Annotated in this window: 24 protein-coding genes; 17 read left to right on the plus strand and 7 right to left on the minus strand. The window is 60.3% G+C overall.

Annotated elements, in window-relative coordinates; translation table 11 throughout:
• The 5 genes from CLG94_RS11640 to CLG94_RS13090 all read left to right on the plus strand — a co-directional run bounded on the left by CLG94_RS11640 (position 1) and on the right by CLG94_RS13090 (position 3,064).
• Positions 1–897: an SWIM zinc finger family protein gene (locus CLG94_RS11640; RefSeq protein ID WP_107563732.1), complete on the plus strand. Its 897-nt coding sequence runs from the start codon at positions 1–3 to the stop codon at positions 895–897.
• A 246-nt stretch (positions 898–1,143) separates the two neighbouring features.
• Positions 1,144–1,446 carry a nucleotidyltransferase family protein gene (locus CLG94_RS11645; protein WP_107563734.1) on the plus strand — a complete coding sequence of 101 codons (303 nt, stop codon included), beginning with the start codon at positions 1,144–1,146 and terminating at the stop codon, positions 1,444–1,446.
• On the plus strand, positions 1,433–1,774 hold the full coding sequence (locus CLG94_RS11650; RefSeq protein ID WP_161954164.1) for a HepT-like ribonuclease domain-containing protein: 342 nt from the start codon (positions 1,433–1,435) through the stop codon (positions 1,772–1,774). Before CLG94_RS11645 ends, CLG94_RS11650 begins: the two co-directional genes overlap by 14 nt.
• A gap of 260 nt (positions 1,775–2,034) precedes the next feature.
• Positions 2,035–2,877, plus strand: a complete 843-nt coding sequence (locus tag CLG94_RS11655; RefSeq protein ID WP_107563738.1) for a hypothetical protein — start codon at positions 2,035–2,037, stop codon at positions 2,875–2,877.
• Positions 2,870–3,064 (plus strand): hypothetical protein, encoded by a 195-nt coding sequence (locus CLG94_RS13090; RefSeq protein ID WP_133174713.1) that lies wholly within the window; start codon positions 2,870–2,872, stop codon positions 3,062–3,064. The genes CLG94_RS11655 and CLG94_RS13090 overlap by 8 nt, the downstream gene beginning before the upstream one ends.
• A 14-nt stretch (positions 3,065–3,078) precedes the next feature.
• On the opposite strand, the gene CLG94_RS11660 is transcribed toward CLG94_RS13090, so the two are convergent.
• The gene (locus tag CLG94_RS11660; RefSeq protein WP_107563739.1) at positions 3,079–4,395 is read right to left on the minus strand and encodes a (Fe-S)-binding protein; all 1,317 of its coding nucleotides are present in this window, start codon (positions 4,393–4,395) and stop codon (positions 3,079–3,081) included.
• A gap of 285 nt (positions 4,396–4,680) precedes the next feature.
• Entirely contained in the window at positions 4,681–5,433 is a 753-nt protein-coding gene (locus tag CLG94_RS11665; protein ID WP_107563741.1) for a TerC family protein, read from the minus strand.
• A gap of 348 nt (positions 5,434–5,781) precedes the next feature.
• Here CLG94_RS11665 and hemE point away from each other — a divergent pair, with 348 nt between their 5' ends.
• The 8 genes from hemE to CLG94_RS11705 all read left to right on the plus strand — a co-directional run bounded on the left by hemE (position 5,782) and on the right by CLG94_RS11705 (position 15,939).
• Positions 5,782–7,755 carry a uroporphyrinogen decarboxylase gene (hemE, locus tag CLG94_RS11670; protein WP_107563742.1) on the plus strand — a complete coding sequence of 658 codons (1,974 nt, stop codon included), beginning with the start codon at positions 5,782–5,784 and terminating at the stop codon, positions 7,753–7,755.
• Position 7,756: 1 nt separating this feature from the next.
• On the plus strand, positions 7,757–8,719 hold the full coding sequence (gene hemH, locus CLG94_RS11675) for a ferrochelatase (RefSeq protein WP_161954165.1): 963 nt from the start codon (positions 7,757–7,759) through the stop codon (positions 8,717–8,719).
• Positions 8,720–8,763: 44 nt separating this feature from the next.
• Complete coding sequence (gene hemG / locus CLG94_RS11680; RefSeq protein WP_239993229.1) at positions 8,764–10,284, plus strand: protoporphyrinogen oxidase; 1,521 nt, start codon at positions 8,764–8,766, stop codon at positions 10,282–10,284.
• Positions 10,285–10,365: 81 nt separating this feature from the next.
• Positions 10,366–11,634, plus strand: coding sequence for a TolB family protein (locus tag CLG94_RS11685; RefSeq protein ID WP_107563746.1), 1,269 nt, complete (start codon positions 10,366–10,368; stop codon positions 11,632–11,634).
• 40 nt (positions 11,635–11,674) lie between these two features.
• Positions 11,675–13,348, plus strand: a complete 1,674-nt coding sequence (gene ilvD, locus CLG94_RS11690; protein WP_107563748.1) for a dihydroxy-acid dehydratase — start codon at positions 11,675–11,677, stop codon at positions 13,346–13,348.
• A gap of 148 nt (positions 13,349–13,496) precedes the next feature.
• Positions 13,497–14,132 (plus strand): DedA family protein, encoded by a 636-nt coding sequence (locus tag CLG94_RS11695; protein WP_107563750.1) that lies wholly within the window; start codon positions 13,497–13,499, stop codon positions 14,130–14,132.
• 431 nt (positions 14,133–14,563) lie between these two features.
• Positions 14,564–15,100, plus strand: a complete 537-nt coding sequence (locus CLG94_RS11700) for a M67 family metallopeptidase (protein WP_107563752.1) — start codon at positions 14,564–14,566, stop codon at positions 15,098–15,100.
• Positions 15,101–15,108: 8 nt separating this feature from the next.
• Complete coding sequence (locus CLG94_RS11705; protein WP_107563753.1) at positions 15,109–15,939, plus strand: TIGR02757 family protein; 831 nt, start codon at positions 15,109–15,111, stop codon at positions 15,937–15,939.
• Between the two features lie 4 nt (positions 15,940–15,943).
• Here the strand turns inward: CLG94_RS11705 and CLG94_RS11710 are convergent, their stop codons facing one another.
• Positions 15,944–16,726, minus strand: a complete 783-nt coding sequence (locus CLG94_RS11710; RefSeq protein WP_107563755.1) for an inositol monophosphatase family protein — start codon at positions 16,724–16,726, stop codon at positions 15,944–15,946.
• A 150-nt stretch (positions 16,727–16,876) separates the two neighbouring features.
• On the opposite strand from CLG94_RS11710, the gene CLG94_RS13345 reads away from it, so the two are divergent.
• Positions 16,877–17,017: a DUF7130 family rubredoxin-like protein gene (locus CLG94_RS13345; protein WP_161954166.1), complete on the plus strand. Its 141-nt coding sequence runs from the start codon at positions 16,877–16,879 to the stop codon at positions 17,015–17,017.
• A 92-nt stretch (positions 17,018–17,109) separates the two neighbouring features.
• Positions 17,110–17,886, plus strand: a complete 777-nt coding sequence (locus CLG94_RS11715) for an inositol monophosphatase family protein (protein WP_107563757.1) — start codon at positions 17,110–17,112, stop codon at positions 17,884–17,886.
• A 116-nt stretch (positions 17,887–18,002) separates the two neighbouring features.
• Here the strand turns inward: CLG94_RS11715 and CLG94_RS11720 are convergent, their stop codons facing one another.
• Complete coding sequence (locus tag CLG94_RS11720; RefSeq protein WP_107563759.1) at positions 18,003–18,317, minus strand: YtxH domain-containing protein; 315 nt, start codon at positions 18,315–18,317, stop codon at positions 18,003–18,005.
• Positions 18,318–18,322: 5 nt separating this feature from the next.
• Entirely contained in the window at positions 18,323–18,712 is a 390-nt protein-coding gene (locus CLG94_RS11725; RefSeq protein ID WP_107563761.1) for a DUF948 domain-containing protein, read from the minus strand.
• Between the two features lie 256 nt (positions 18,713–18,968).
• Between CLG94_RS11725 and CLG94_RS11730 the strand changes: the two genes are divergently transcribed.
• Together CLG94_RS11730 and CLG94_RS11735 are read left to right on the plus strand one after the other, a co-directional pair.
• A complete protein-coding gene (locus CLG94_RS11730) occupies positions 18,969–21,101 on the plus strand; it encodes a thioredoxin domain-containing protein (protein ID WP_107563762.1) in 2,133 nt (710 codons plus the stop codon).
• Positions 21,102–21,156: 55 nt separating this feature from the next.
• Positions 21,157–21,960: a 4Fe-4S dicluster domain-containing protein gene (locus CLG94_RS11735; protein WP_107563764.1), complete on the plus strand. Its 804-nt coding sequence runs from the start codon at positions 21,157–21,159 to the stop codon at positions 21,958–21,960.
• A gap of 86 nt (positions 21,961–22,046) precedes the next feature.
• Here the strand turns inward: CLG94_RS11735 and CLG94_RS11740 are convergent, their stop codons facing one another.
• Positions 22,047–22,331 (minus strand): acylphosphatase, encoded by a 285-nt coding sequence (locus CLG94_RS11740; protein WP_107563766.1) that lies wholly within the window; start codon positions 22,329–22,331, stop codon positions 22,047–22,049.
• Positions 22,332–22,348: 17 nt separating this feature from the next.
• On the minus strand, positions 22,349–23,419 hold the full coding sequence (locus tag CLG94_RS11745; RefSeq protein WP_193450659.1) for a phytoene/squalene synthase family protein: 1,071 nt from the start codon (positions 23,417–23,419) through the stop codon (positions 22,349–22,351).
• Positions 23,420–23,711 lie beyond the last annotated feature (292 nt).

Genomic DNA, 23,711 nt, shown 5'->3' on the forward strand with positions numbered 1-23,711 from the left:
ATGGCTTGGCGACGGTATCATGACTATGGATACTTCCCGCCTTCGCGCCCGCGGGAGGCCAAGGGCGGGATCAAGGCTCACTCCCAACGCGGTACGTTTGGGGAAAGCTGGTGGGCCAAGCGATGGATTGCTGTGCTGGAGGGCTTCCAGATCGGCGCTCGGTTGGGCCGGGGCCGCTCCTACGCCCGCCAGGGCCAGGTCCTCTCCATCGATATCGACAAGGGGACGGTCAAGGCGAAGGTGCAGGGATCCCGGTCCACGCCTTACGACATCACGATCCAGGTCAAGGCGCTATCGGCCGCCAACTGGCAGAAGTTGATCGGGGCGCTGTCTCAGCAGGCCATCTTTGCGGCCAAGCTTATGGCCGGAGAGATGCCACAAGAGATCGAGCAGGCGTTCAAGGGCGTGGGGCTGTCGCTCTTCCCTGAACAGCTTCAAGACCTTGGTACGGACTGCTCCTGCCCGGACTGGTCGAATCCCTGCAAACATATCGCGGCGGTCTATTATCTGTTGGGTGAGGAGTTCCACCGCGACCCGTTTGTCATCTTCAAGCTGCGCGGGAAGAGCCGAGAGGAGCTGATCGGGCTCTTAGGCGCTACCGGTGGAAAAACCACCAAAATAGACACCCGGAGAAAGTCCACCCCCACCGTGACGGGAGCAAAGGTCCCCCTGCCACCAGAGCCACTTGCTGCAGACATCTCCAGCTTTTGGAACGGTAGCAGCCTGCCTGAGGAGCTGTTTGGCGAGGTCCGGGTGCCGTCTGTGCCTGCGGCGTTGCTCAAGCGGCTGGGCGGCTTCCCTTTTTGGCGGGGTGAAGAACGATTCCAGGGGGCCGTCGAGCCGATCTACACCCAGGCGTCACCACGCGGCCTGGAGATCTTTCTCACGTGGAGATGATCCGGCAATCGTAACTACTCAGGTAGATAGACTGTAGGCTTTTAGACTGTAGGAACGTGCACAGACGAGCCAAGCATTTCCGAATGCGACGCGAAAATTATGGAGACCGAAAAGGTTCTGGGTGCCTTGATTAGGTCGATGCGCAACGACTAACAGCCTTCAGCCTACAGCCTAAACACCTGAGTAGTTTCCGGCAATCTTGTTGAAGCCGGCGTTCAAGGCCCGGATGTTCGCGGAGGTGCAACCATGAGCGTGAAAATTGATATTCCCAAAAAGAAGATTGCCGAGTTTTGCCGGCGCAACCGGATTCGCCGGCTGGCGTTTTTCGGGTCGGTGCTGCGCGACGATTTCGGGCCCGACAGCGACGTGGACGTCCTGGTCGAATTCGAATCCAGCGCGCGGGTGGGCCTGATTACGCTGTCGGGAATGGAGATCGATTTGAGCCGGCTGCTGGAACGCAAGGTGGAAATACACACGGTCAAGGGCTTGAACCCGTACTTCCGGGATGAAGTATTGCAGGCGGCGGAGGCGCAATATGAGCAAGCATGACGATCAGGTGAGCCTCAAGGATATGCTCAGTCACGCTCGCGAAGCCGTCGACTTGCTGGGCGGCTCGATTCGGGAGGAATTGGCTGCCAATCGTGTGCTGCAACTGGCGCTGACGCAGTTGGTGGAGATCATCGGCGAGGCTGCCAATCGCATGTCTCAACCGACACAATCGCGTCACCCGGAGATACCGTGGCTCCAGATTATTGGCATGCGTAACCGGCTTGTTCATGGGTACGATGTCATCGACTTCGATTTGCTCTGGGACACCATCACCACTGATCTGCCCCCGCTCATCGACGCGTTGCAAGAGATCGTGGAGGATGCCTGAGACATGGCCCGAGCGCACCGACGCGATCCTCGCTCGTCTGCTTGCGTTAGATGATAGCGCTATTGCAGAGCTGCTCCGCGATGGTGTGGTATAAAAAGTACGGGGGAGGCAACTCCGATGTGCGTGTGGATGCCGTTGATCACGGCCGTGATCGCATGATCGGGAGAGGCTCACCAGCGACTGAAACAGGCTGGGGTCAAAGGTAACGTTAGACGCGCGAGCGATTGGCCACAGTCTCTCGGGTTCAAAGGGTGATGACGATGACTCCTGAAGATGTCTACCGCAGTATCGATCGGCTTGTAGGTTTCATCCTGCGCTATGCCATCACGCTGGCAGCGATCAGCGCACTTTCAATGGCTTTGATCGAGACGTTCAAGGCGCTATTCAGTTGGCGAGATCGGTTTCACAAGCGGCGGGTCCGCGACTGGATCCAGAGCGTGGAGATCCCTCCAGAGGCCTTCATAGAGATCGGCCGCCCACCCCTCGTCAACCATTCCGATTTTCGTGAGCGTGTGTACTCCCAGTTGATCCGGCTTACGACAGGAGAGACGGTCGACCCATCGGCCATGGGCAAGAGTATTGAGTGGACGCCCTGGGTTATTTCCCCTGATAACGCGCTGTTTGCCCTTGAGTTGGAGAAGATGATGGGGCAGATTCAGGACGCGGCCGACGCCGCGCTGGAGCATCCGAATATCAACCCTGAGCTTTACCTGTTCTTCAGCGCAGCAGCCCATCCCGATAATGACGACCACATTCGTTGGTTCATCTGGGCGCAACAGCCTCCGGCCTCGACGGCGGACGATCCAGCGCGCGCCAAGAGTCAGGCCGACACCTACGTGCGCCTGCGCCGGTTCATTCGGCGGCGGCTTGACGCGTTCCAACTTACGATGAGCTACCGGTGGCAGACGGGCAATCAGGTGGCTTCGGTGCTCCTTGGGGCAGTGGCGTTGTTCGGGTGCCTCGTGTACCTCGCTTGGACCAACCCTCCCCAAAACCCGCTTGATTGGGTTATGCTTGTCGTCGTATCGCTGGCAGGTGGAATCATGGCGCCGGCAGCTAAGGATTTGGTGATGGCCCTCAAGCGGGTGCGGAGCGGTGGCTAGGTATTTCGATCCACCCGAGGACTACAGACCCGGACTCGCTTTCCAGCTTCGCGAGCGGAAAGAGGGTGGAGACCTGCAGCCTGAGGTTCGTCAGTCGCCGCCGCTCGCCACGCGCACGCCGGGCGCCGCTCCTCGGACAAGTACGGCCGAGACGCGCGAGTTGGGCCACGCCCGAGTAATTCGGTAAGCTCGAATCTGTGCTTATCTCTCCGTACCCCGGTACGACCAGTCCAACAGCTCGACGGGGTGCAGAACCCGGATCTGAAGTCCACGCTCCCTGAGGCCCTTCTCGATCTGGAGGGAGCAGCCGGGGTTGCCGCTCAGCACTACGTCAGCCCCCGTCTCCCTGATCCGCTCGACCTTGCGATCGAGCAACTGCTGAGCCACGTCGGGATGAAGGAGATTGTAGATCCCGGCGCTGCCGCAGCAGAAGTCGGATTCTCTCAGCTCGACCAACCGGAGGCCCGGGATCGTATTCAGCAGTCGCCTCGGCTCCTGCCGAATCTTCTGGCCGTGCACCAGATGACCGGCGTCATGATAGGTAACCGTCAGGTTCAGCGGCTGGAGCTTACCGCATAACGGGAGCCCAGCCAGAAGCTCTGAGACATCCCGCACCTTCCTACTGAAGGCCTCAGCCCGCTTGGCGTAGTCTGGGTCAGCTTGGAACAGCTCCCAATACTCCTTCATCACCGAGCCGCACCCCGCCGCGTTCACAGCGATAACATCGACGTTCGCCAGCTCGAAGCACTCGATTGTCCGCCGCGCCAGCAGCTTCCCTCGTTCCCGCTCCCCCTCGTGAACCAGGAGCGAACCGCAGCACTCTTGGTTCCTTGGCACCACCACCTCGTAGCCATTCTCGCTCAGAACCCGGACCGTGGCAGCATTCACGTGGGCGAAGAAGAACCGTTGGACGCAGCCGAGCAGGAGCCCAACCCGCCCACGCCTCTGACCTTTGGCTGGTGTGACCTCGGGGAGCTCGCCCAGGCAAGGGGCCGCGATCTCGGGAAGAAGGGCCTCCATCTGGCCAAGACGGCCAAAGAAGCTCAAGAGCCCTGAAGCCCTAATGAGCCGCTGCAGGCCCAACCTCTGATACAACCGAAGGAGGCTGGTAAGCGTCCGCAGGCGACCGAGATCGGTGAAAGTGTGCAGAATGAAATCGCGGAAACGCCGCTCGGCAGGGGGGTACTGATAGCGCCGCGCGATCTGGCCTCTGGCCGCCTCCATCAGGAAGCCAAACTTCACGCCCGAAGGGCAGGCCGTCTCGCAGGCCCGGCAGAGGAGGCAGAGGTCCATGTGCTTGACGAAGCTGTCAGAGGCGCCGATCTTCCCTTCTGAAGCGGTCCGAATGAGGTAGAGCCGTCCGCGCGGGCTATCCATCTCGTTGCCGAGAACAAGGTAGGTGGGACAGGTCGGCAGGCAGAACCCGCAGTGGATGCAGTCGAGATAGAGTTCCGGATCAGGTGGGTCGAGTTGGTCAAAGGCGCCGGCGCCGATCGTTTCTGCTGACTGGCTCACCATCTGGTAACTACTCAGGTAGATAGACTGAAGGCTGAAGGCTGTTAGGGATAATCATGCGTGATCACACAAAACTTCAGGCATTTGAGCTGGCTGATGAAGTAGCAATGTTGGTTTATTGGGTTGAACCAAAAGTCATAGAAACCGAGAAGGTCTTGAACGGCTTGATTCGCGTCTTGCGAGATAATTCAGAGCCTTCAGCCTTCAGCCTTCAGCCTAAACACCTTGTAGTTACACCCTCTGTTCAATAGAGCGTCCCTCTTGCGGTATATTGACAGCGCCGTCCAATCAGTTATCTGCCTCGTCGACGTATGCTTCGTGCAGCTTCACCGGCTCGGCGCGAACCTTTCTCAGCCGTAGGTTGAACAGTTCTACAACGATCGAGAACGCCATCGCAAAGTAGATGTAACCTTTGGGGATATGCTGATGCAGGCCCTCGACGATGAGGGTAAAGCCGATGAGCAGGAGAAAACTCAACGCCAGCATTTTGATGGTAGGATGGCGATCCACAAAACCGCTGATCTGACGGGCGGAAACAATCATCACTCCTGCCGCGATAATCACGGCGGCGATCATGATCGCCAGTTGGTCAACCATGCCTACGGCGGTGATCACCGAATCGAGCGAGAAGATGACATCCAGCAGGAGTATCTGCACAATGACGCTGGCGAACGAGGGGCCGACATGGGCTGAGGCGTGCCCCTCTACACCCTCCAGTTTTTGATGAATCTCATGGGTGCTCTTCCCCAGCAAAAACAGGCCGCCGAGAATGAGGATGATGTCGCGCCCGGCTATCTCATACTTGAACACCGAGAATAGCGGTTCGGTGAGGCTGATGACCCATGAGAGCGAGAGCAGAAGCAGAACGCGCGAGACGATTGCCAGTCCCAGGCCGATGGTGCGTGCCCGGTCTTGCTGATGGGTAGGAAGTTTTCCGGCCAGAATCGAAATGAAGATAACGTTGTCAACGCCGAGAACGAGTTCAAGCACGACGAGCGTGATAAATGCGATCCATGTTTGGGGGTCAGCCAACCAATCCATATGTGAATTCTCCGTAACTACTCAGGTAGATAGACTGTAGTCTTTTAGACTGTAGGAACGCGCACAGATGAACCAGGCGTTTTCTGAATGCAACGCAAACATGATGGAGACCGAAAAGGTTCTGGGCGCCTTGATTCGGTCCATGCGCAGAGAGTAACAGCCTTCAGCCTAAACACCTGAGTAGTCACTATAATCCTACCCTCTGATCGGGTCAAGGACTCATCTGGCATCTCTTTTGCTCTGGCGCTTTTGAGCCGCCGACCGTATACTACAGGTTCATTCTATGGTAACTAAAAGGCAGATAGACTGAAACCCTTCGTCTCGGCGCCCCCGAAGAGGCTTTGAGCCATGAACCAGATTGCTGCTTCCCAGCTTAGCGGCTTGACCGGCCTCAAAGTGGTCTCCTTTGAAAGTCGCCTGGCTGGTGCCATGGCTGACCTGATCAGCCGCCAAGGCGGGACTCCTATCTCCGCGCCGGCTGTCCGAGAGGTTCCGCTCGCGGAAAACCCGGAAGCGTTAAAATTCGCGAGAGAGTTATTGGCCGGTCGGATCGACATGATCGTGCTGTTGACCGGCGTTGGCATCCGCGCCCTACTTACCGCAATTGAAGGCGCCTACCCACGCGCAGAGATCCTTGCCGCGTTGAGCCGAATCCCGACCATTGTCCGCGGTTCAAAATCGCAGACGGTGCTGCGCGATCTGGGCGTCCCGATTACGGTGGCTGTCCCGGAACCGAACACCTGGCGTGAAATTCTGAGCGCTATCGACGACGCAGCGATCCCCCTGCAAGGTCGGCGGGTGGCGGTACAGGAGTACGGACGGAGCAACCCGGAGCTGGTTGCCGGGCTCGCGGCGCGAGGGGCCTCCGTGATGCGGGTCTCCGTCTACCGATGGGCATTGCCAGAGGACTGTGGCCCTCTTCGGCGCGCAATCAAGGCCATCACCGAGCGGGAGGTCGATCTGGTCCTCTTTACCACCGCAGTGCAGGTGGATCATCTGCTGCAGGTCGCAGCGGAATCCGGGTTGGAGGAGTCGCTGCGGGCAGGACTCCAGGACGCGGTCGTCGCGTCAATTGGCCCCACCTGCAGCAGAGCCATGCGCGAGCATGGCCTGGTTGTGGACCTGGAGCCGGAGCATCCGAAGATGGGGCCCCTGATCCTCACTGTCGCACGCCATGCACACGTACTGCGACGGATCAAGCGAGCAAGGGTGGTGCGGGGTACGGGGTGCCTGCCTGCGCCGTGCGAAGTGCGGCAGGCAGGCGAGGTGCGGGAGGACCGATCTGCGGAACTGCTGCAAGAGAGTGCCTTCCTGAAAGCCTGCCGCCTGGAGCCAACGCCCTATACGCCGATCTGGATCATGCGGCAGGCCGGGCGCTACCTGCCGGAGTACCGTGAGATCCGCGGCAAGCTCTCGTTTCTGGAGCTGTGTCACCGGCCGGATCTGGCGGCTGAGGTCGCGGTGACGGCCGTTGAACGCCTTGGGGTGGATGCCGCGATCATCTTCGGGGACATCTTGCTGGTGGTGGAACCGATGGGGGTCGGCCTCGAGTTTACGAAGGGCGATGGCCCGGTCATCCACGACCCGGTGAGATCCGGGGCTGACCTGAAAAGACTACAGCCGGTCGATGTGCAGGAATCGCTGTCGTTCCTCTTCGAAGCGGTGCGCCTGGCGCGGGCGGCCCTTCCGCCTAATATTCCCCTCATCGGGTTCGCCGGGGCGCCGTTTACCCTGGCCTCGTACCTGGTTGAGGGTCGCGGGTCGCGTCAGTATCAACACACCAAATCACTCATGTACCGCGACCCGGGGGCTTGGCATGCTCTGATGGAACGGCTGTCGGATGTCGTATCCGGCTACCTGAACGGCCAGATCGCCGCGGGGGCCCAGGTGGCGCAATTGTTCGATAGCTGGGTCGGCTGTCTCAGCCCGGATGACTACCGCGAGTTTGTCCTGCCCCACACGAAACGCGTCATCGCGAATCTGACGCCGGGCGTACCGGTCATTCACTTTGGGACCGATACGGCCACGCTGCTCCCACTGATACGGGAGGCGGGCGGGAATGTTATCGGGCTGGATTGGCGCGTTGATCTGGACGAGGCGTGGGCGCGTCTCGGGCATGAGGTCGGGGTGCAAGGCAACCTGGACCCGATGGTGCTCCTTGCCGAGCCCGATGAGATTCGCCGCCAGGCCGGACGGATTCTTGAGCGTGCCGCGAAACGTCCGGGCCATATCTTCAACCTCGGTCATGGGGTGTTGCCACAAACCCCCGTGGACCACTTGCGCGCGCTCATCGACTATGTTCACGAAGAGACGGCGAGATGACGTGGCTCCACCATTCGACGCCGTCCTGATGATCGCCTTTGGAGGCCCTACAAAGCCTGATGAGGTCCGTCCATTTCTGAGCAATGTACTTCGGGGCGTACCGGTGCCACCGGGACGCCTGGAAGAGGTCGCTCGGCACTACGACCAGCTTGGCGGTAGGTCGCCGATAACCGATCTGACCTTCCAGCAGGCAAAGAGCCTGGCGGCTCTGCTAGAGCGGGAGGGGCCGAGACTTCCCGTGTACGTCGGGATGCGATACTGGCACCCCATGACCAGCGAGACGGTCGAACAGATGGTCCACGATAACGTGAAGCGCGCTGTCGGGCTCATCATGGCCCCGCACGATTCCGGGGCAGCGAGCTGGGAGAAATCGGTGGGGACGGTCACCGACGCACTGATAGCTGCAGGGCCCAGGGCGCCACACGTAGACTTCGCCCAGCCCTGCTACAATCACCCGGATTTTATCGCGGCCGTGGCCGAGCAGATCCGCCTGCAACTGCAAGAGACTCCGCCCGATCTCCGTTCCCCGCTTAAAGCATGCGGGGACAGGCGCAGCACATGGCTGCTCTTCACGGCCCATAGTATTCCAACCTCCATGGCCGCATCATCGCCATACGTTCAGCAGTTACATGAATCGTGCCGACTCGTGGCGGCAGCCTTGGGGCACCCGGACTGGTCACTCGCCTACCAGAGCCGCAGCGGCGATCCACGGCAGCCGTGGCTTACGCCTGATGTGAGCGATGTCCTGCGGAAGCTCAAGGCCGAAGGGTGCAGATCGGTGGTACTGGCCCCCATAGGATTTGTGTGCGATAACGTCGAGGTGCTGTTCGATCTGGACGTAGAAGCGAAGGCGGAGGCTGATGTGCTGGGGCTCGATCTCAAGCGGGCCAACGCGGTGAACGATCATCCGCTCTACATCCGGGCGCTGGCAGATCTGGTACGGCGGCGCGTGAACCAGAGCTAGATGACCCTTTTCGAGTACGGATCATACGTTTTGGACAGCAGGGGGTGGGAATAGAGCCGGGTAACAACCTAAAGCGTATCGTCGTGGTCGGGGGCGGCATCGCGGGCCTCGCCGCTGCATACCGGCTACAGGAGCGGCACAGCAGCGAACTGGCGCCCTGCGAGGTGATGCTCCTCGAGGCAGGCTCGCGCCCCGGTGGCGTGATCGGCACAACGTGTCGGGACGGCTTCATCCTTGAATCGGGACCGGATACCTTATTCACTGACAAGCCGTGGGCGGTAGACCTCATCAGGCGCCTCGACCTGAGCGATCGGATCATCGGGACCAGCGAGATCCATCGCCGGACGTTCGTCGCCATGGGCAAAACGCTTCATCCTCTGCCTGAAGGGTTCACCTTGCTGGCGCCAACGCGAATCTGGCCGTTTTTGCGATCGGGGCTGCTCACCTGGCGCGGCAAAGCGAGAATGGCCTTAGACCTGGTCTTACCCCGTGGGCAGCCAAGTCCCGATGAAAGTCTTGCGTCGTTCGTTCGACGTCGTCTGGGAGCGGAAGCGCTCGAACGGCTGGCTCAGCCGATGATTGGAGGCATCTACTCGGCAGACCCGGAACGGTTGAGTCTACAGGCCACCTTCCCGCAGTTTCTGCAAATGGAAGCACAGCATCGCAGCCTCATCCTTGCCCTGCGACGGAAACGGTTGAGCGCCTCTGGCAAAACTCGCACCAAATCCGACAGCGGCCCGCGGTATAGTCTGTTTGCCACGCTGGACAATGGGCTGCAAGCGCTTGTCGATGCCTTGGTGAGGCGGTTACCGGCAGGCACGGTACGGCTTGGCTGCCCGGTCGCCGGGATCGCGCGGAGGGAGAAAGGCTGGACCATACGGCTGAAGGACGGCACTAACATCGAGGCTGATGGGGTCATTCTCGCCGTCCCCGCCTTCCAGACCGCCGTACTAACGCATGACCTTGACGGCGACCTCGCTCGAGAGCTGGAGGCCATCCCCTACGCCTCCTCGGTCACGATCAGCCTCGCCTATCGGAAGGATGCGATTCCCCATCCGCTCGATGGTTTTGGATTTGTTGTGCCGGCCTGCGAGGGGCGCACCATCATCGCCTGCTCTTTTAGTAGCGTGAAGTTCGCCAATCGCGCGCCTGCCGGCCACGCCCTGCTGCGCACCTTCGCGGGCGGGGCACTCCAGCCCGAACCATTCGAATGGGATGATGAGCGGCTGCTTACTGCGGTTCGCCACGACCTGAAGGAGCTCCTGGGGATTGAAACTGCTCCGTTGTGGAGTCATCTGGTACGGCACCCTCAGTCGATGCCACAGTACCATGTGGGGCACCTGGCTCGGCTGGCAACGCTCGAACGCCAGCTTCGCCGGTGGCCAACCCTCAAACTGGCCGGCAACGCGTACCGCGGCGTCGGCGTCCCCGACGCGATTCGTAGCGGCGAAGCGGCTGCTGATGCCCTGCTGGCAGAGTTGACCCCGGCGCAGGGAGAAGGATATGCCGGGACGATGCTGACCGAGCCATCCGGTGCTTGTGCCGCAGGAGATTCTCTCCTATAATCCTGTACCCGGAGGCTGAAACCGAAGATGCTGATCGATCCAGTGTGTGATTCCGCCGCGAGCGCGAAAAGGAGATCGTCTATGCAAGCAAGGAAGGTCGTTATCATGTGCGGGTTCATGGCCGCTCTAATCTTCAGTGCGGGTTGTGCGACCACGATGTCAAAGGTCGCCTACATTGTCTCAGAAGACCAGGGAACTAGCTCGGTCCTGGTTCAGAACGCAGATGGTAGCAGACCCGTACGCGTCCCGGGCTTGTCCGGGGCAATCTCGGAGATCGCCATGTCACCCAGCGGCCAGCGGCTGGCCTATGTGACTGGCGGGACCACCACCGGCCTCGATCAGGTGTTCGTCGCCGATCTAGATGAAAACAATAACATCGTAGGGGTCAGGCGCAACTTCTCGGATGAACTGTCAACCGCGAGAAGCTTCTCGCCGAAGTTCCTCGACGACAATCGCCTCCTCTTTCTTTCGGAAAGCCAGGGTGACCGGATCCTGGTCCTGGTGGATTTGCTCACCGGAGGCAAGCAAAAGATCTCCGGAGTCAGCGGATCGATCGACACCGTGATCCGGTACAACATTAAGGGCAAAGACGCCCTCTTCTTTGGGCTGAACAAGGAGATGCGACGGTATGACCTCCCGGCCGGGCCGCTTCGGTCGGTTGTAGCTAACACGGGGAGCGTCTCCGAACTAGCCTACGAGAAGATGGGGATTTTTGAGAATACCCTCGTGTTTAGCACCCAGGTAACCCCTAAGGAACGAGCCTTCTCGCACATGCGTCTGGATGGAACAGGACTCAAGTCTGTGGCTGAGGCCCCCATTGAACTGATCTTTCCGATCATCAGGCTGGTACTGGAACCGGCGTCGCGGGCCCAGCGGTTCAGTCTGTTTGACTTCACTATGGTCACAAGACCAGAGGACGAGACAGACCTGATTACGCTGGAAGGCTACGAAATAACCGCGCAGAAGGTCACCGAACGGCATCTCTTCTGGGTCGTGCGAGATCTGCGGAATCCGGACATGGTCCGTGCGGTCTACGCGGCGAAGGGCTTAGAGGACCTCAGAACAGGCGCCCATGGGAGATCGGTCTACCTCGCATCGACAGGAGATCTGCTGGTCTGGTATGATCCTACCAACAAAAAGATATGGGGTGTGCCGCTCAATCAGATCGGTGGTAATCCGGTCGATCTCTCAGCCGGCGTGGCCCGGGTGGCGAACCGTCCTTTCTCGGTGTCAGCAAACAATATCGGCGTGGTCACTGAAGATGGGAAGCTATATCTGCTTTCAACTAACCGCACGTCGCCGCCCCGCTTGCTAGGGCAGGGAATTCACGTGGGCATCACCCGCCCGTGATTTGTTCCCGCGTAAGGACGCTGCACATGAGGAGGAATCGATGACCTTCGATCCAAGACATAAAAGCCGCACCTTACTCGATGGTCCGGACCGCGCGCCGGCAAGGGCGATGCTCAAGGCCATCGGTTTCAAGGATGAGGATCTAGCTCGACCGCTAGTCGGCGTGGCCCATTGCTGGATCGAGGTCATGCCTTGCAACTTCAACCACCGGACGCTGGCCGAGCGAGTCAAGGCGGGCATTCGGGCCGCCGGCGGGACACCGATCGAGTACAATACGATTGCGATCTCCGATGGCGTCGCCATGGGGACCGAAGGGATGAAGACGTCCCTGGTGAGCCGGGAGGTCGTAGCCGACTCGATCGAGCTGGTCGCCAGAGGTCACCTCTTTGACGCCCTTGTCGCCATCTCCGGCTGCGATAAGACAATCCCTGGTACCGTCATGGCTCTGACCCGCCTCAACATCCCGGGACTCATGCTCTATAGCGGCTCCACCGAATTCGGCGAGTACGAGGGCCGCCACCTCACGATCCAGGATGTCTTTGAGGCTGTAGGCGCTTTCAATGCGAGCAAGATGTCGGCTGAGGAACTTTGCGCCATCGAGGGCCATGCCTGCCCGGGCGCCGGTGCCTGCGGCGGCCAGTTCACCGCCAACACCATGTCCACCGCCTTTGAGATGATTGGCATCTCGCCGATGGGATGGAATGGTGTCCCGGCAGTAGATGCAGGGAAGGAGGACGTAGCGTTCGAGTGCGGGAGACTGGTGATGGAGGTGTTGCGACGCGGCGTGACCCCGAAAGCGATCCTCACCCGCAAGGCCTTTCTGAACGCCATCGCCGGAGTGATGGCCACTGGGGGATCCACCAACGCCGTGCTCCACCTACTCGCTGTGGCCAAGGCGGCCGGTGTCAAGCTGTCCCTGGGCGATTTCGATCGAATATCGAGAAAGATCCCGCTTCTGGCCGATCTGAAGCCGTGGGGACGCTTTACCGCTCCGGACATGCACCGGGCTGGCGGTATGACGGTGGTAGCCAAACGTCTCCTTGATGCGGGTCTCCTTCACGCTGACGAGCTGACGGTCACCGGCAAGACGATCGGCGAGGAAGCGCGGGGCGCCCGCGAAACCCCGCGGCAGGAGGTGATCCGACCGCTCAAGCGGCCGCTCAAGCCGACCGGGGGCATGGTAATCCTCAAGGGTAATCTTGCGCCGGAAGGGTGTGTGGCGAAGGTTGCCGGTCACGAGCGGATGCTCCATCGTGGCCCGGCGCGGGTCTTTAACCGAGAAGAGGATACCTTCACCGCCGTCAAGTCCGGGAAGATCAAGGCGGGCGACGTGATCGTGATTCGCTACGAGGGGCCCAAGGGCGGGCCAGGAATGCGCGAGATGCTTGGCGTCACCGGGGCTCTTGCCGGCGCGGGACTCCTGGACTCAGTGGCGCTGATGACCGATGGGCGTTTTTCGGGTGCAACGCATGGCCTGATGGTTGGCCACATTGCCCCGGAAGCGGCAGTGGGTGGACCGATCGCGGCGCTGCGTAACGGCGACATCGTGGTCTTGGACATCAAGAAGCGGCGGCTCGACGTGGAGCTGTCAGCCGCCGAGTTCAAACGGCGACTCCGAAAGTGGAAGCCGCCAGCCCCCCGGTACAAGAGCGGCGTTATGGCCAAGTACGCCCGCACGGTTTCGTCGGCGTCGGAAGGCGCTGTTACTGATTGAGCAGCCATCAGCGGTCAGCTTTCAGCGGGGGACCAATGCGGAAAACGAGAGCGGTTACAGGCGAGTTCCGGTATTCGGCGGTGGGGCAGGTTTCGCATATCATTAGTTTTTGCTAAGGGCTGACGGCTGATGCCTGAGAGCTACTAAGATGGAATGGCTGTGGGATCTCTTTCACAGAGTGTACGATGTGGAGGCCCTGGTACGTGTCGGCGGCCTCACGGTCCTGATCGCTATCGTCTTCGTGGAGACTGGTCTCTTTGTCGGCTTCTTCCTGCCAGGGGATTCCCTCCTTGTTACGGCAGGGCTGTTCGCCGCCAGCGGGCACCTGGAGTTGTGGAGCCTCTTTCTCTTCGTCAGCCTGGCCGCGATTATCGGGGATACGGTCGGCTACGCCATCGGGGCGAGTACCGGACCGAAAATTTTCAACCGCGAAAACTCGCTGTTTTTCCACAAGAAGCACCTCACCACGACCAAAGAGTTTTACGATCGGTACGGCGGGATTACGATCATCATTGCCCGGTTCATGCCTATCGTCCGCACCTTTGCTCCCCTCGTAGCGGGTGTAGGGGGCATGCAATACAGTCGATTTGCCCTCTATAACGTGATGGGAGGGGTCGGCTGGGTCGTCAGCATGACGTCTATCGGCTACATCCTTGGTAGAACAATCCCGGATATTGACAAGTACATCCAGGTCGTCATCGCCCTCGTCATTGGGCTTTCCCTACTCCCCGGGATTATTACTTTTGTGCGAAGCAGCCGGCGAGCCCGCAAGCCTTCCATGTAATCTCCCCCGTAGGGGCGCTGCTTGCTGCGCCCTTCTTGGGGTTAGACGCTGTTGGGCAGGGCAAGCCCTGCCCCTACAACAAATGTGTCTGTCCAGATGGGGCGAACGCGCAGGTTCGCCCCTACAATGGTGTATCTAAACGGATAATAATCGCAGTTTCTCGGGGGTTCCTCCAGTCTATCCCCACATTGTTGACTGGGCGGAGTTGCCCTTTTTTTGGGCTTGCCTCCCTCCAATAGGCGAGTTATCCTTATTTTGTGCCTGGCAGGTCTGCTGGATGATGAAGTTACCCTGGCGCGTCTAAGCTTATCACCTCCAGCGAGGGGCTTCAACCGGCCCCTCCTTCACGCCAGTCACGGTGCCTCATTATCATACTGCCCCATCGTAGTGAAGCCGAGCTTGCCCTTTTCAGATCGTACCGATGGTGATTGATGGCGATGGAGCTATACCTTAGCGAGAATGCCTTTGTCGGACTGCTGGTCTCGACCATTGAAGTCTACCGCAAGGAGTGCTTCGGGGTTCTGCTTGGCCAGAGCATGTCCGAACGAATCCTCGTCGATTTCGTGGTTCCGTACCAGACGGCGACCCGGAAGTTTCGCGAGGTACACGTTGATCTGATGCGGAGTCAACGGGTCGAGGAGGCTGTCAGGAGTACCTCGCGCTGGGAGTGCGTGGGCGACTATCACTCGCACCCGATGTATGGCGCCGTCCGAGCGACCACGATACTGAGTGCGGCCGATAGGCATTTCTTCAAGGATGGAAACGTCGCCATTGTGGTCGCCATTAACGATTCGGCGAGGCAACAGCGATGGAACTATGTACAGGGTGGCGGTGTGTCCGGCAGTATTAACGGGTACAACATCCGGATTGCCGGATACTACAAAGCCAACGGAACCATCGAGCGAGCGCCGATCCACTGCCCGTATGCCATCGGGTTTCAGGCCAAGGAGCTGAACACCAAGGAGTGAGTCGCGCTATGGCCGTGCGCTCCAACGCGCAGCTCAAGCAGCTTCTGGATGAGCTCTATCACCGCTACAGTCGACCTGTCTTTCTCTCGACCAGCGCCCTCAGCATTCCCCACCAGTATGCAAGCCCCGAGGACCGAGAGATCGCGGCCTTCGTAACCGCCTCCCTTGCCTATGGCAACGTCAAGCAGATCCACCGTAGCGCCAACACTGCGCTCGACGCGATGGGAGATAGCCCGGCCAGGTTCATTCGACGGTTCGATCCTACGCGCGATCCGGCCCGCTTTCAGCACTTTGTTCACCGCTTCAACTCCGGTGTCGACCTCGCGCTCCTCTGCCATCTGCTCCATCAGGCCATCGCGGCGGAGGGATCGCTTCAGGCCTTCTTCCTCAAGGGGTATGATCCCACTCACGACGATATTGGACCTGCCCTGAACAGCTTTGTTGAGCGGATGCTGTCGCTTGACGTCTCTGCCTTCTACCCCTCCGGCACGCTCCCGGCAAAGACTGGCGTTCGCTTCTTTTTCCCCTCACCAGCCCAGGGGAGCGCCTGCAAGCGCCTCAACCTGTTCCTGCGCTGGATGGTGCGTCGCGGCGATGAGATCGACTTCGGCATCTGGACGGCGGTGTCGCCTGCGAAGCTGATCGTGCCCCTCGACACGCATGTGGCTCGGATCTCGCAGCAACTCGGCCTAACCAGGGTGAAGCAGCCCAACTGGCGGATGGCTAAAGAGGTAACACAGCGACTCCGTGCGTTCGATCCTGAGGATCCCGTGAAGTACGACTTTGCCCTGTGCCGCCTGGGGGTCCTGAAGCAGCCGATCCCAGGCTCTGAGCGGTAGAACCTCAATCTTCCATGGTCAGCACGCGCAGCATCTCGTCGTGGAGCAGGCCATTGTTGGCGAGGATCTGGGGGTTAGACAGGCGATGCGGCCCGCCGTGAAGATCGGTCACTCGGCCGCCCGCCTCGGTGACCATCAGCGAGCCGGCCGCCATGTCCCACGGGTGCAGCTTCAACTCCCAGAAGCCATCGAACCGACCGGCAGCTACATAGCACAGATCGAGGGCTGCGGAGCCGGGGCGGCGAACGCCCTGAGCTCGCTTCATGAACCTCACAAAATAATCCAGGTTATTGTGCTTGGCGCCCGCGACGTCATTAGGAAAGCCTGTGGCCAGCAGTGCGTGCGACAAGCTGGCGATGGCCGAGACCTGTAATCGCTTGCCGTTCAGAAATGCCCCTCCACCTCGCTCGGCCGTGAACAGCTCCTCCAGGCTCGGATCGTAGACCAACCCAAAGATCAGCTCACCGTCTTTTTCCACACCGATCGACACGGAGAAGCAGGGATAGCCGTGGGCGTAATTCGTGGTGCCATCCAACGGATCGATGAGCCAGCGGTATCCCGAGTCGCCCTGAAGTCTAGTCCCCTCCTCGCACACAACGCTGTGATGCGGCAACTCCCGTCGGACAATCTCGGCGATCGCCTTCTCTGAGCGGCGATCTATGTCGGTGACGAGGTTCTTCTCGCCCTTGAATTCGATGATCCGCTGCTGCTCCAGTCCCTGGCGAAGGATTGCCCCGGCTTCCTTCGCGGCCCGCAGCGCCACCTCGCGTATCGCGTCGATTTCCATCTGACCCCCTTGTGAAATTTATTGTCAGTTTACCACATCCGGTGGGCAGCGTCTAAGCCTCCTCGTCCTCGCCAACTGCGTTGCTCCAGGCAAAGGGTGGTGATAGTATGTGTGCGGCTCCTGGCATTCGGTATCGTACGCACATGAGACGTGTTCGCGGAGACCACGGTCATGGCCATCGTCTGGAAGTGCCTCATCTGCGGCCACCATCAGCAGGGTGACCAGCCGCCAGACCACTGCCCAAACTGCGGCGCGCCCAGGGAAGAGTTCGTTCTCGTGGAGGAGGACTGATCATTGTTGAAGACCTTTGAGAATCGGCAGAAGAGGAATGGCCCCCATCGATCCTGCTGCCAAGGCTCCCACCGTTTGATATGAGGCGTAGCATGCTCGGAAAAGAGGAGCTTCAGAGGCTCCTGGACTTCGCAGTCGTGGCAGCCCAGGAGGCCGGGGCGATCGTCATGGACTATTTCCAGACCGCCCTTTCTCCGGAGCGAAAGCCGGACCGCACCTTCGTGACGGTGGCCGACCGCGAATCCGAGGAGAGGCTCCGGGCGCTAATCCGACAGGCCTACCCGGACCACGGCATTCTTGGAGAGGAGTTCGGTGAGCAGCAGAGCAGCTCCGGTTGGACCTGGATCATCGACCCGCTTGATGGTACCGCATCTTTCCTCCACGGCGTTCCGCTCTTCGGTGTCTTGCTTGGATTAGAGGTCGAAGGAGAGGTCGTCCTTGGGGTGGCGAATTTCCCCGCGCTGGGCGAGCTGGTCTCTGCAGGCAGGGGAATAGGCTGCTTCTGGAATGGACGCCGCGCCGCTGTCTCCAGCGTGGGCGATCTAAAAGAGGCGTTGCTCCTCTACACGGACGGCGCCGGCTTTGAGCCCCATGGGCGGGAACCGGCATTCCGCCATCTGATCGCCGCCACCCGGATGCACCGGAGTTGGGGCGATTGCTATGGACACATTCTGGTCGCAACGGGACGTGCGGAGGTGATGCTCGATCCGGTGATGAACATCTGGGACTGCGCGGCCCTGCTGCCGATCCTACAGGAAGCAGGCGGAACCTTTACGGATTGGCAGGGACGGCCAACCATCCGGGGGGGGAACGCTATCTCAACCAATGGCCGGCTGTTCGACCAGGTGATGCAGGTTGTCAGGGAGTAGGGGGGCTTAATGCCCTCCCGTGGGACGGGCGGGGATGAACCCCGCCCCTACACCGCACGAGACAGAAACGGGCGCCCCCAGAGTCAGGAACGCCCGTCACGATGCCGCAACGGCCGTTATCTCTCCTGTAGTAGCTTGCCTCGTTCTTTCTCCATCGCATCCTTGCCGGCCTGGTAGGCAGCAGTGAGAATTGCCTTTTTCTCTTCAAAGATCTCTTTGCCTACCACGATCGCATCCTCAACCCGGTCTTTGACGTCATCAACGAGATCGGTGCTTCGATCCTTGGCGTCTGTCGCGAGATCGCGGAGACGAGTGCGGGTCTGTCGGCCTCCCTCTGGAGCGAATAGAAGCGCTAAACTCGCCCCAAGCGCACCGCCAACGATAAATGCGAGGGCCACAGAAGCAGGAGCACATCCTCGTTCTTCGCTCATGTCGATTACCTCCTTCCCACAAGTCGTACAAGTAAGGTGCGTAGGCCAACCCGAAGGCCGGTCATAAGTGCAGCGCCAGTGATCAGCTTCGGAAAGACGATGCTCTGCACCAATTGATTTGCATCACGCACTGTCTGTCCCACTTCAGTAATCGTCTCAATCGTCCCGCCCATTTTCTCCATCCCGCCGGTAACCTGGTCAGATGCACGATTGATGCTCCGAATGACCTCTTTCAGATCGATCAGCGTAGGCCGCAATTCAGGCTCAACCAGCCTGAGAAAATCCTCTGCCTGCCTGGCGGTCCGCCGAAGCTGCACGAGCACGGGGATCATGCCGCACACTAGGATAAAGAATAGGGCCACAATGGACCATAACGCGCACTCTGTCGTAAACATCACACCTCCCCAGCAAACATCGAAAGAAGCCCTGATAACTTTACCAAAGCCGCCAGATGAGGTCAAGCCGTAAGATTACTGTCGAGATGTCCTGCAGCAGATTATACCTGCGTGGTAATTCTACGATCCACCGGCTTGGCGATCGCGTGAGAGCGAGGGCGGCCAGGAAGACTCGATGGTATGTTCGGGCTTTCGTGCGCTACGACTGCTTGACACCTCTCTTCCCCTCAGCTAAGGTCAGATGAGAGGGAATGCAATGGGTGCAACTAATGTGGGGTCCCATGAAATGGGTTACGAGGCGCTGCCGCGGCACACTAATAGGCTGATCCACGAGACCAGCCCCTACCTGCTTCAGCATGCCCATAATCCGGTAGGCTGGTACCCCTGGGGGGAGGAGGCGCTCTGCAAGGCCAGGGAGGAGAATCGTCCGATCCTCCTCAGCATCGGCTATTCCGCCTGCCATTGGTGCCACGTGATGGCGCATGAGTCGTTTGAGGACGAGCAGATCGCCAAGCTGATGAACGAGTCGTTCGTGTGCATCAAGGTTGATCGAGAGGAGCGACCCGACCTCGACGAGATTTACATGGCGGCGACCGTGGCCCTGAATCAGGGGCGGGGCGGGTGGCCGATGACGGTTTTCCTGACCCCCGATCAGCAGCCGTTTTTCGCGGGGACCTACTTCCCACCAACCGATAAGTATGGCCGCCCCGGTTTCGCTACCGTCCTCAGACAGATCGCAGAGCTTTGGCAGAGCAATCCAGGCACCCTTCGGACCCAATCGGACGAGATCACCGAACGCTTGCGTGAGGCTTCTCGCCCGTCCATCCCCTTGCCGGTAGGGCAGACCGAGGTTGCTGCCGCCGTCGCCCACTTCGCTGGGAGCTTCGACCCGGTCCATGGCGGATTCGGTCCCGCCCCCAAGTTCCCTGCCGCGACGGGCCTGTCGCTCCTGCTGCGCCACCACCTTCGCACCGGCGATGCCCACGGCCTGCACATGGTGCGGATGACACTCGACGCCATGGCGCGTGGTGGGATCTACGACCAGATCGGTGGCGGATTTGCCCGGTACTCGACCGACGAGCGCTGGCTGGTCCCTCACTTTGAGAAGATGCTCTACGACAACGCGCTCCTGACCAGGACCTATCTGGAGGCCTTTCAGGTGACCGGCGACCCGTCCTATCGGCGAATCGCGGCCGAACTCCTCGACTACATCCTGCGCGAGATGACCGCGCCGGAGGGGGGCTTTTACTCCGCCACGGACGCCGACTCCGAGGGGGAGGAGGGGAAGTTCTACGTCTGGACGCCTGCTGAGATCGAGGCGATCCTGGGGGAGGAGGAGGCGCGTCGGTTCTGTACTTACTACGACATCACGGAGAGCGGTAACTGGGAGAGCAAGAACATCCCCAACGTCCGGCGCACGCTCGAACAGGTCGCGGTGAAGCTCGGGATCAGCGCCCCAGAGCTTCAGGCCTCCCTCGATCGGGCGCGCCCCAAGGTCTATGAGGCTCGGCGGCAAAGGATTGCACCCGGCCTGGATGACAAGATCCTGACAGCTTGGAACGGGATGATGATCGGCTCGATGGCGGAGGGGTATCGCATCCTCGGCGATCGGCGGTACCTCGACGCCGCAGTCCGCGCGGCCGACTTCCTGCTCACCACCTTGGTCCGACCGGATGGCCGGCTGCTCCGGACCTACCGGAGAGGGTCGGCGCATCTAGGCGCCTACCTAGAGGATTATGCCTACCTCTGCGAGGGGCTGATCGACCTCTATGAGGCAGGCGGGGCCGCGCGCTACATCTTTGAAGCCGTGAGAATGGCCGAGCGCCTGCTGGCCGATTTCGCGGATGAGCCGAGCGGCGCCTTCTTTACGACCGCGCGGGACCACGAATCGTTGATCCTGCGCCGGCAAGAGGGGACTGATGGCGCCTTACCGAGCGGCAATGCCGTGGCGGCCTCGGCGCTGGCCCGCCTCTCGTTTCACCTGGACCGAGAGGACCTGCGGAGCGCGGCTCATCGCGCCATCGTGGCCTTCGGCAAACAGATTGCCCTGTATCCGCACGCCTTCGCCAAGAGCCTTGCCGTAGTGGATCTCCTCCTGGAGGGGCCGATAGAGCTGGCCTTGATCGGCACCCTTGGAGAGGCGGGGTGTGAGGCGCTGCGCCAGGAGATCGGACGGCAGTATCTCCCAAACCGGATCGTGGCGTATCACGATCCGGCTGAAGGCGATCCACCCCCCTTCCCTCTGCTGTTGGGGAAGGGATTGGTCAATAGTCGCGCGGCGCTCTACGTCTGTCGCAACTTCACCTGCCAGGCCCCGATCACCGATCCGGCTCAGGTAGCCGAGGCCCTCGGCGGTACCGCGCGACGCTCGGCTGGCGGCAAGCGCTGACTTGAGCCAGGTAAGCGGGTAGCTTGAATCTTAAACTGGCAAAGGGGGCTTCACGATGGTGCCTGATGTGCTGACGAGACATGAGCATGCGCTTCCGGGGTACATGCCGCCGCATAAACGGGATAGGCGACGCGCGGACAGCTACCTGAAGACGCTCGAAGCGCGCGCAAAGGAGAAAGTCGCCCTCGAAGCCCAACTGGAGGCGAACCGGCTGAAGCGGGCGGAGTTCTGGAAACAGAACGGCTACGGGTGGCTACTTCGGCTTGACCGTTACCCAGCCTGGAAGGAGAAACATTCGGCCTATCAGGCGCTCGCGGAAGAGCGGGTGCAGCTCGTTGAGAAGATTCGGCAAAAGACCCTGGATCTGAACCGCAGCCCTGAGGATAAGGACGGCGATGGCCTAGTCGATACCGATCAATACCCGGATAAGATCGGCCAGAAGAAGGCGAAGCCGGCCTGGATTGCGTTGGTGGACCCGGCCAATTGTTCCGGGTGTGGTGGGCACAACGTTAAGCATGGAGAGTGGGTGACGCCGTGTCAGTCGGTCTGTCCGGTGGATTGTATCTCACACCTGATGCCCGAGCAGGTCAAGATGCACGGATACGACCGCAGCGTCCATGACAATGTGCCGTCCGTTCAGATCCGGTTTGATGAATGTATCGGCTGCGACAAATGTGCACAGGCCTGCGCACGTGATGCGTGGAACGCCGTCACAATGGTTAAGACCGAGAAACTCGAGGAGTTTTTCGGGATCACGCTCACCAATAAATACCCAGGCCGCGCCTCGAACGATATTGACTTCTCCAGGCTTGACCAGCTCACCGACGAGGAGTTTTGCAGCCTGTACACCGCAGTGTAGCCCTGGAACCCAGGGTATAGGGTTTAGCGTATAGGGTCTAAGAGACCCCTACACGCTTGGACCGGCCGCCTGCACTGTGCAATCGGCTAATGTTGCACCCCGAACCCGTGCTCGCCCTTTGGCTCTTCCCATACCACCTCGACCGAACTGACCCGCGCCGCCGGAGGGCCTGTCCGACACCAGGCGATCATCGCTTCCACGGCCGATCTCCCGCCTTCACACACCGCCTCCACCCGACCATCCGAACTGTTCCGCACCCAACCAGCGACTCCGTTGGCTGCCGCTTCATCCACCGTGGAGGCGCGGAAAAACACCCCTTGGACCCTTCCTGAGATCCAGACATGGGCTCTGACGTGCTCTTGTCCTACCATCCGCCCTGAAGTCCCCCTCACCCGCCCCTCTCCCCCACTGGGGGAGAGGATACATGCAAGGGGGAGACCGGCACGCTGCGCCGCAGGCGCTGATAATACCGGTCCAGGGCTACGTCAGAGCCGATCATCGCCAATGAGCGCGCCATAATTCCATAGACGGCGCCACGCGGGGTCTTGATGGTGACGCCAGGATCAAGCAGATTGGGCGATCGATCGAGCAGTGCCAGTGTCTTGAGGCCTATGAACAGCGGCCAGATGCAGGCCAGACGCATTTGGACTTCGCGTCTCGGGATCTGGAGCGTATAGGCCCAGCCTTCCTGGTAATGATCGAGAGTGAGCGCTAGGAGGGAGCGTAACAACGGCTTAACCTTAACTACGGCGGTTGGGTCGAGCAGGTCGGCCGGCTGAAGGCCCAGCGCTTCCAGCTCCTGCCGCGGCAGGTAACAGCGTCCTATCCGGAGGTCCTTCGGGAGATCGCGCAGGACGTTCGTCATCTGGAGCCCCTTCCCAAATCGAACGCCGCGTCGCCTCATCGTCTCCCGGTCCCACCCGGCGAGGGACGGGCGATGTGCCATATGGATCTCGGTCCAGAACTCCCCCACGCACCCTGCAACATAGTAGGTATAGCGGTCCAGATCGGCTCGCGTGTCCAGGGCGACGAGGCGACCCTCATTCTCTCCGGGGAAGGTGGCGAGATCCATGACCATCCCTTCCGTCAGGGTCAGGACCACGCCACGGATCATCGCCTGATCGGACGGACCGAGGGAATGAAGGATCGAAAACCCCTCGTCGAGGCGGGTGAGCAGTTCCCGCTCCGCCGCGACCTGCTGCCGTTCCGCGAGCACCTCTTTGATCGCCAGGAGATCGCCGGTCTTCCCTTCCCTGATCGCCTCGCGGAAGAGTTCGAGATACTTCAGGCGGTCTGCGCGGCCGATGAGAGTGGTGTCGGCGATGGTGTCTGCCGCCCTGGCGAAGAGGTACGCCAGACCGATCGGCCGCCGCACATCGCTAGGAACGACCTTCAGGGTCAAATAGAATGAGCGACTGACTCGCTTGAGGAGTGAGCCAAGCAGGTCTTGATTCTTCATCACGGCGGGCGGTTCGGCCAAGCTCACCACAGGTGGGGGCTAATCCAGGTAACTGCTCAGGTAGATAGGCTGAAGGCTGAAGGCTTTTAGGGGTAAGTCATGCGTGATCATACAAAACTCCGAAAAGGTCCAGAATAGCTCGATTCGTGCCTTGTGAGATAATTTAGGCTCTTCGCGTAATCGAGTGGGTGAATTTCATGTTTTTCAGAGTGCCGGGAGCATGGACGTGAGTATTTTCAGCCTCAGATATTCTTCATCCCGCAGCCCATACGCACGGCGTTGGATAACCCGT

It is taken from the genome of Candidatus Methylomirabilis limnetica (genome assembly GCF_003044035.1).
GTDB classification, from domain to species: Bacteria; Methylomirabilota; Methylomirabilia; order Methylomirabilales; family Methylomirabilaceae; genus Methylomirabilis; species Methylomirabilis limnetica.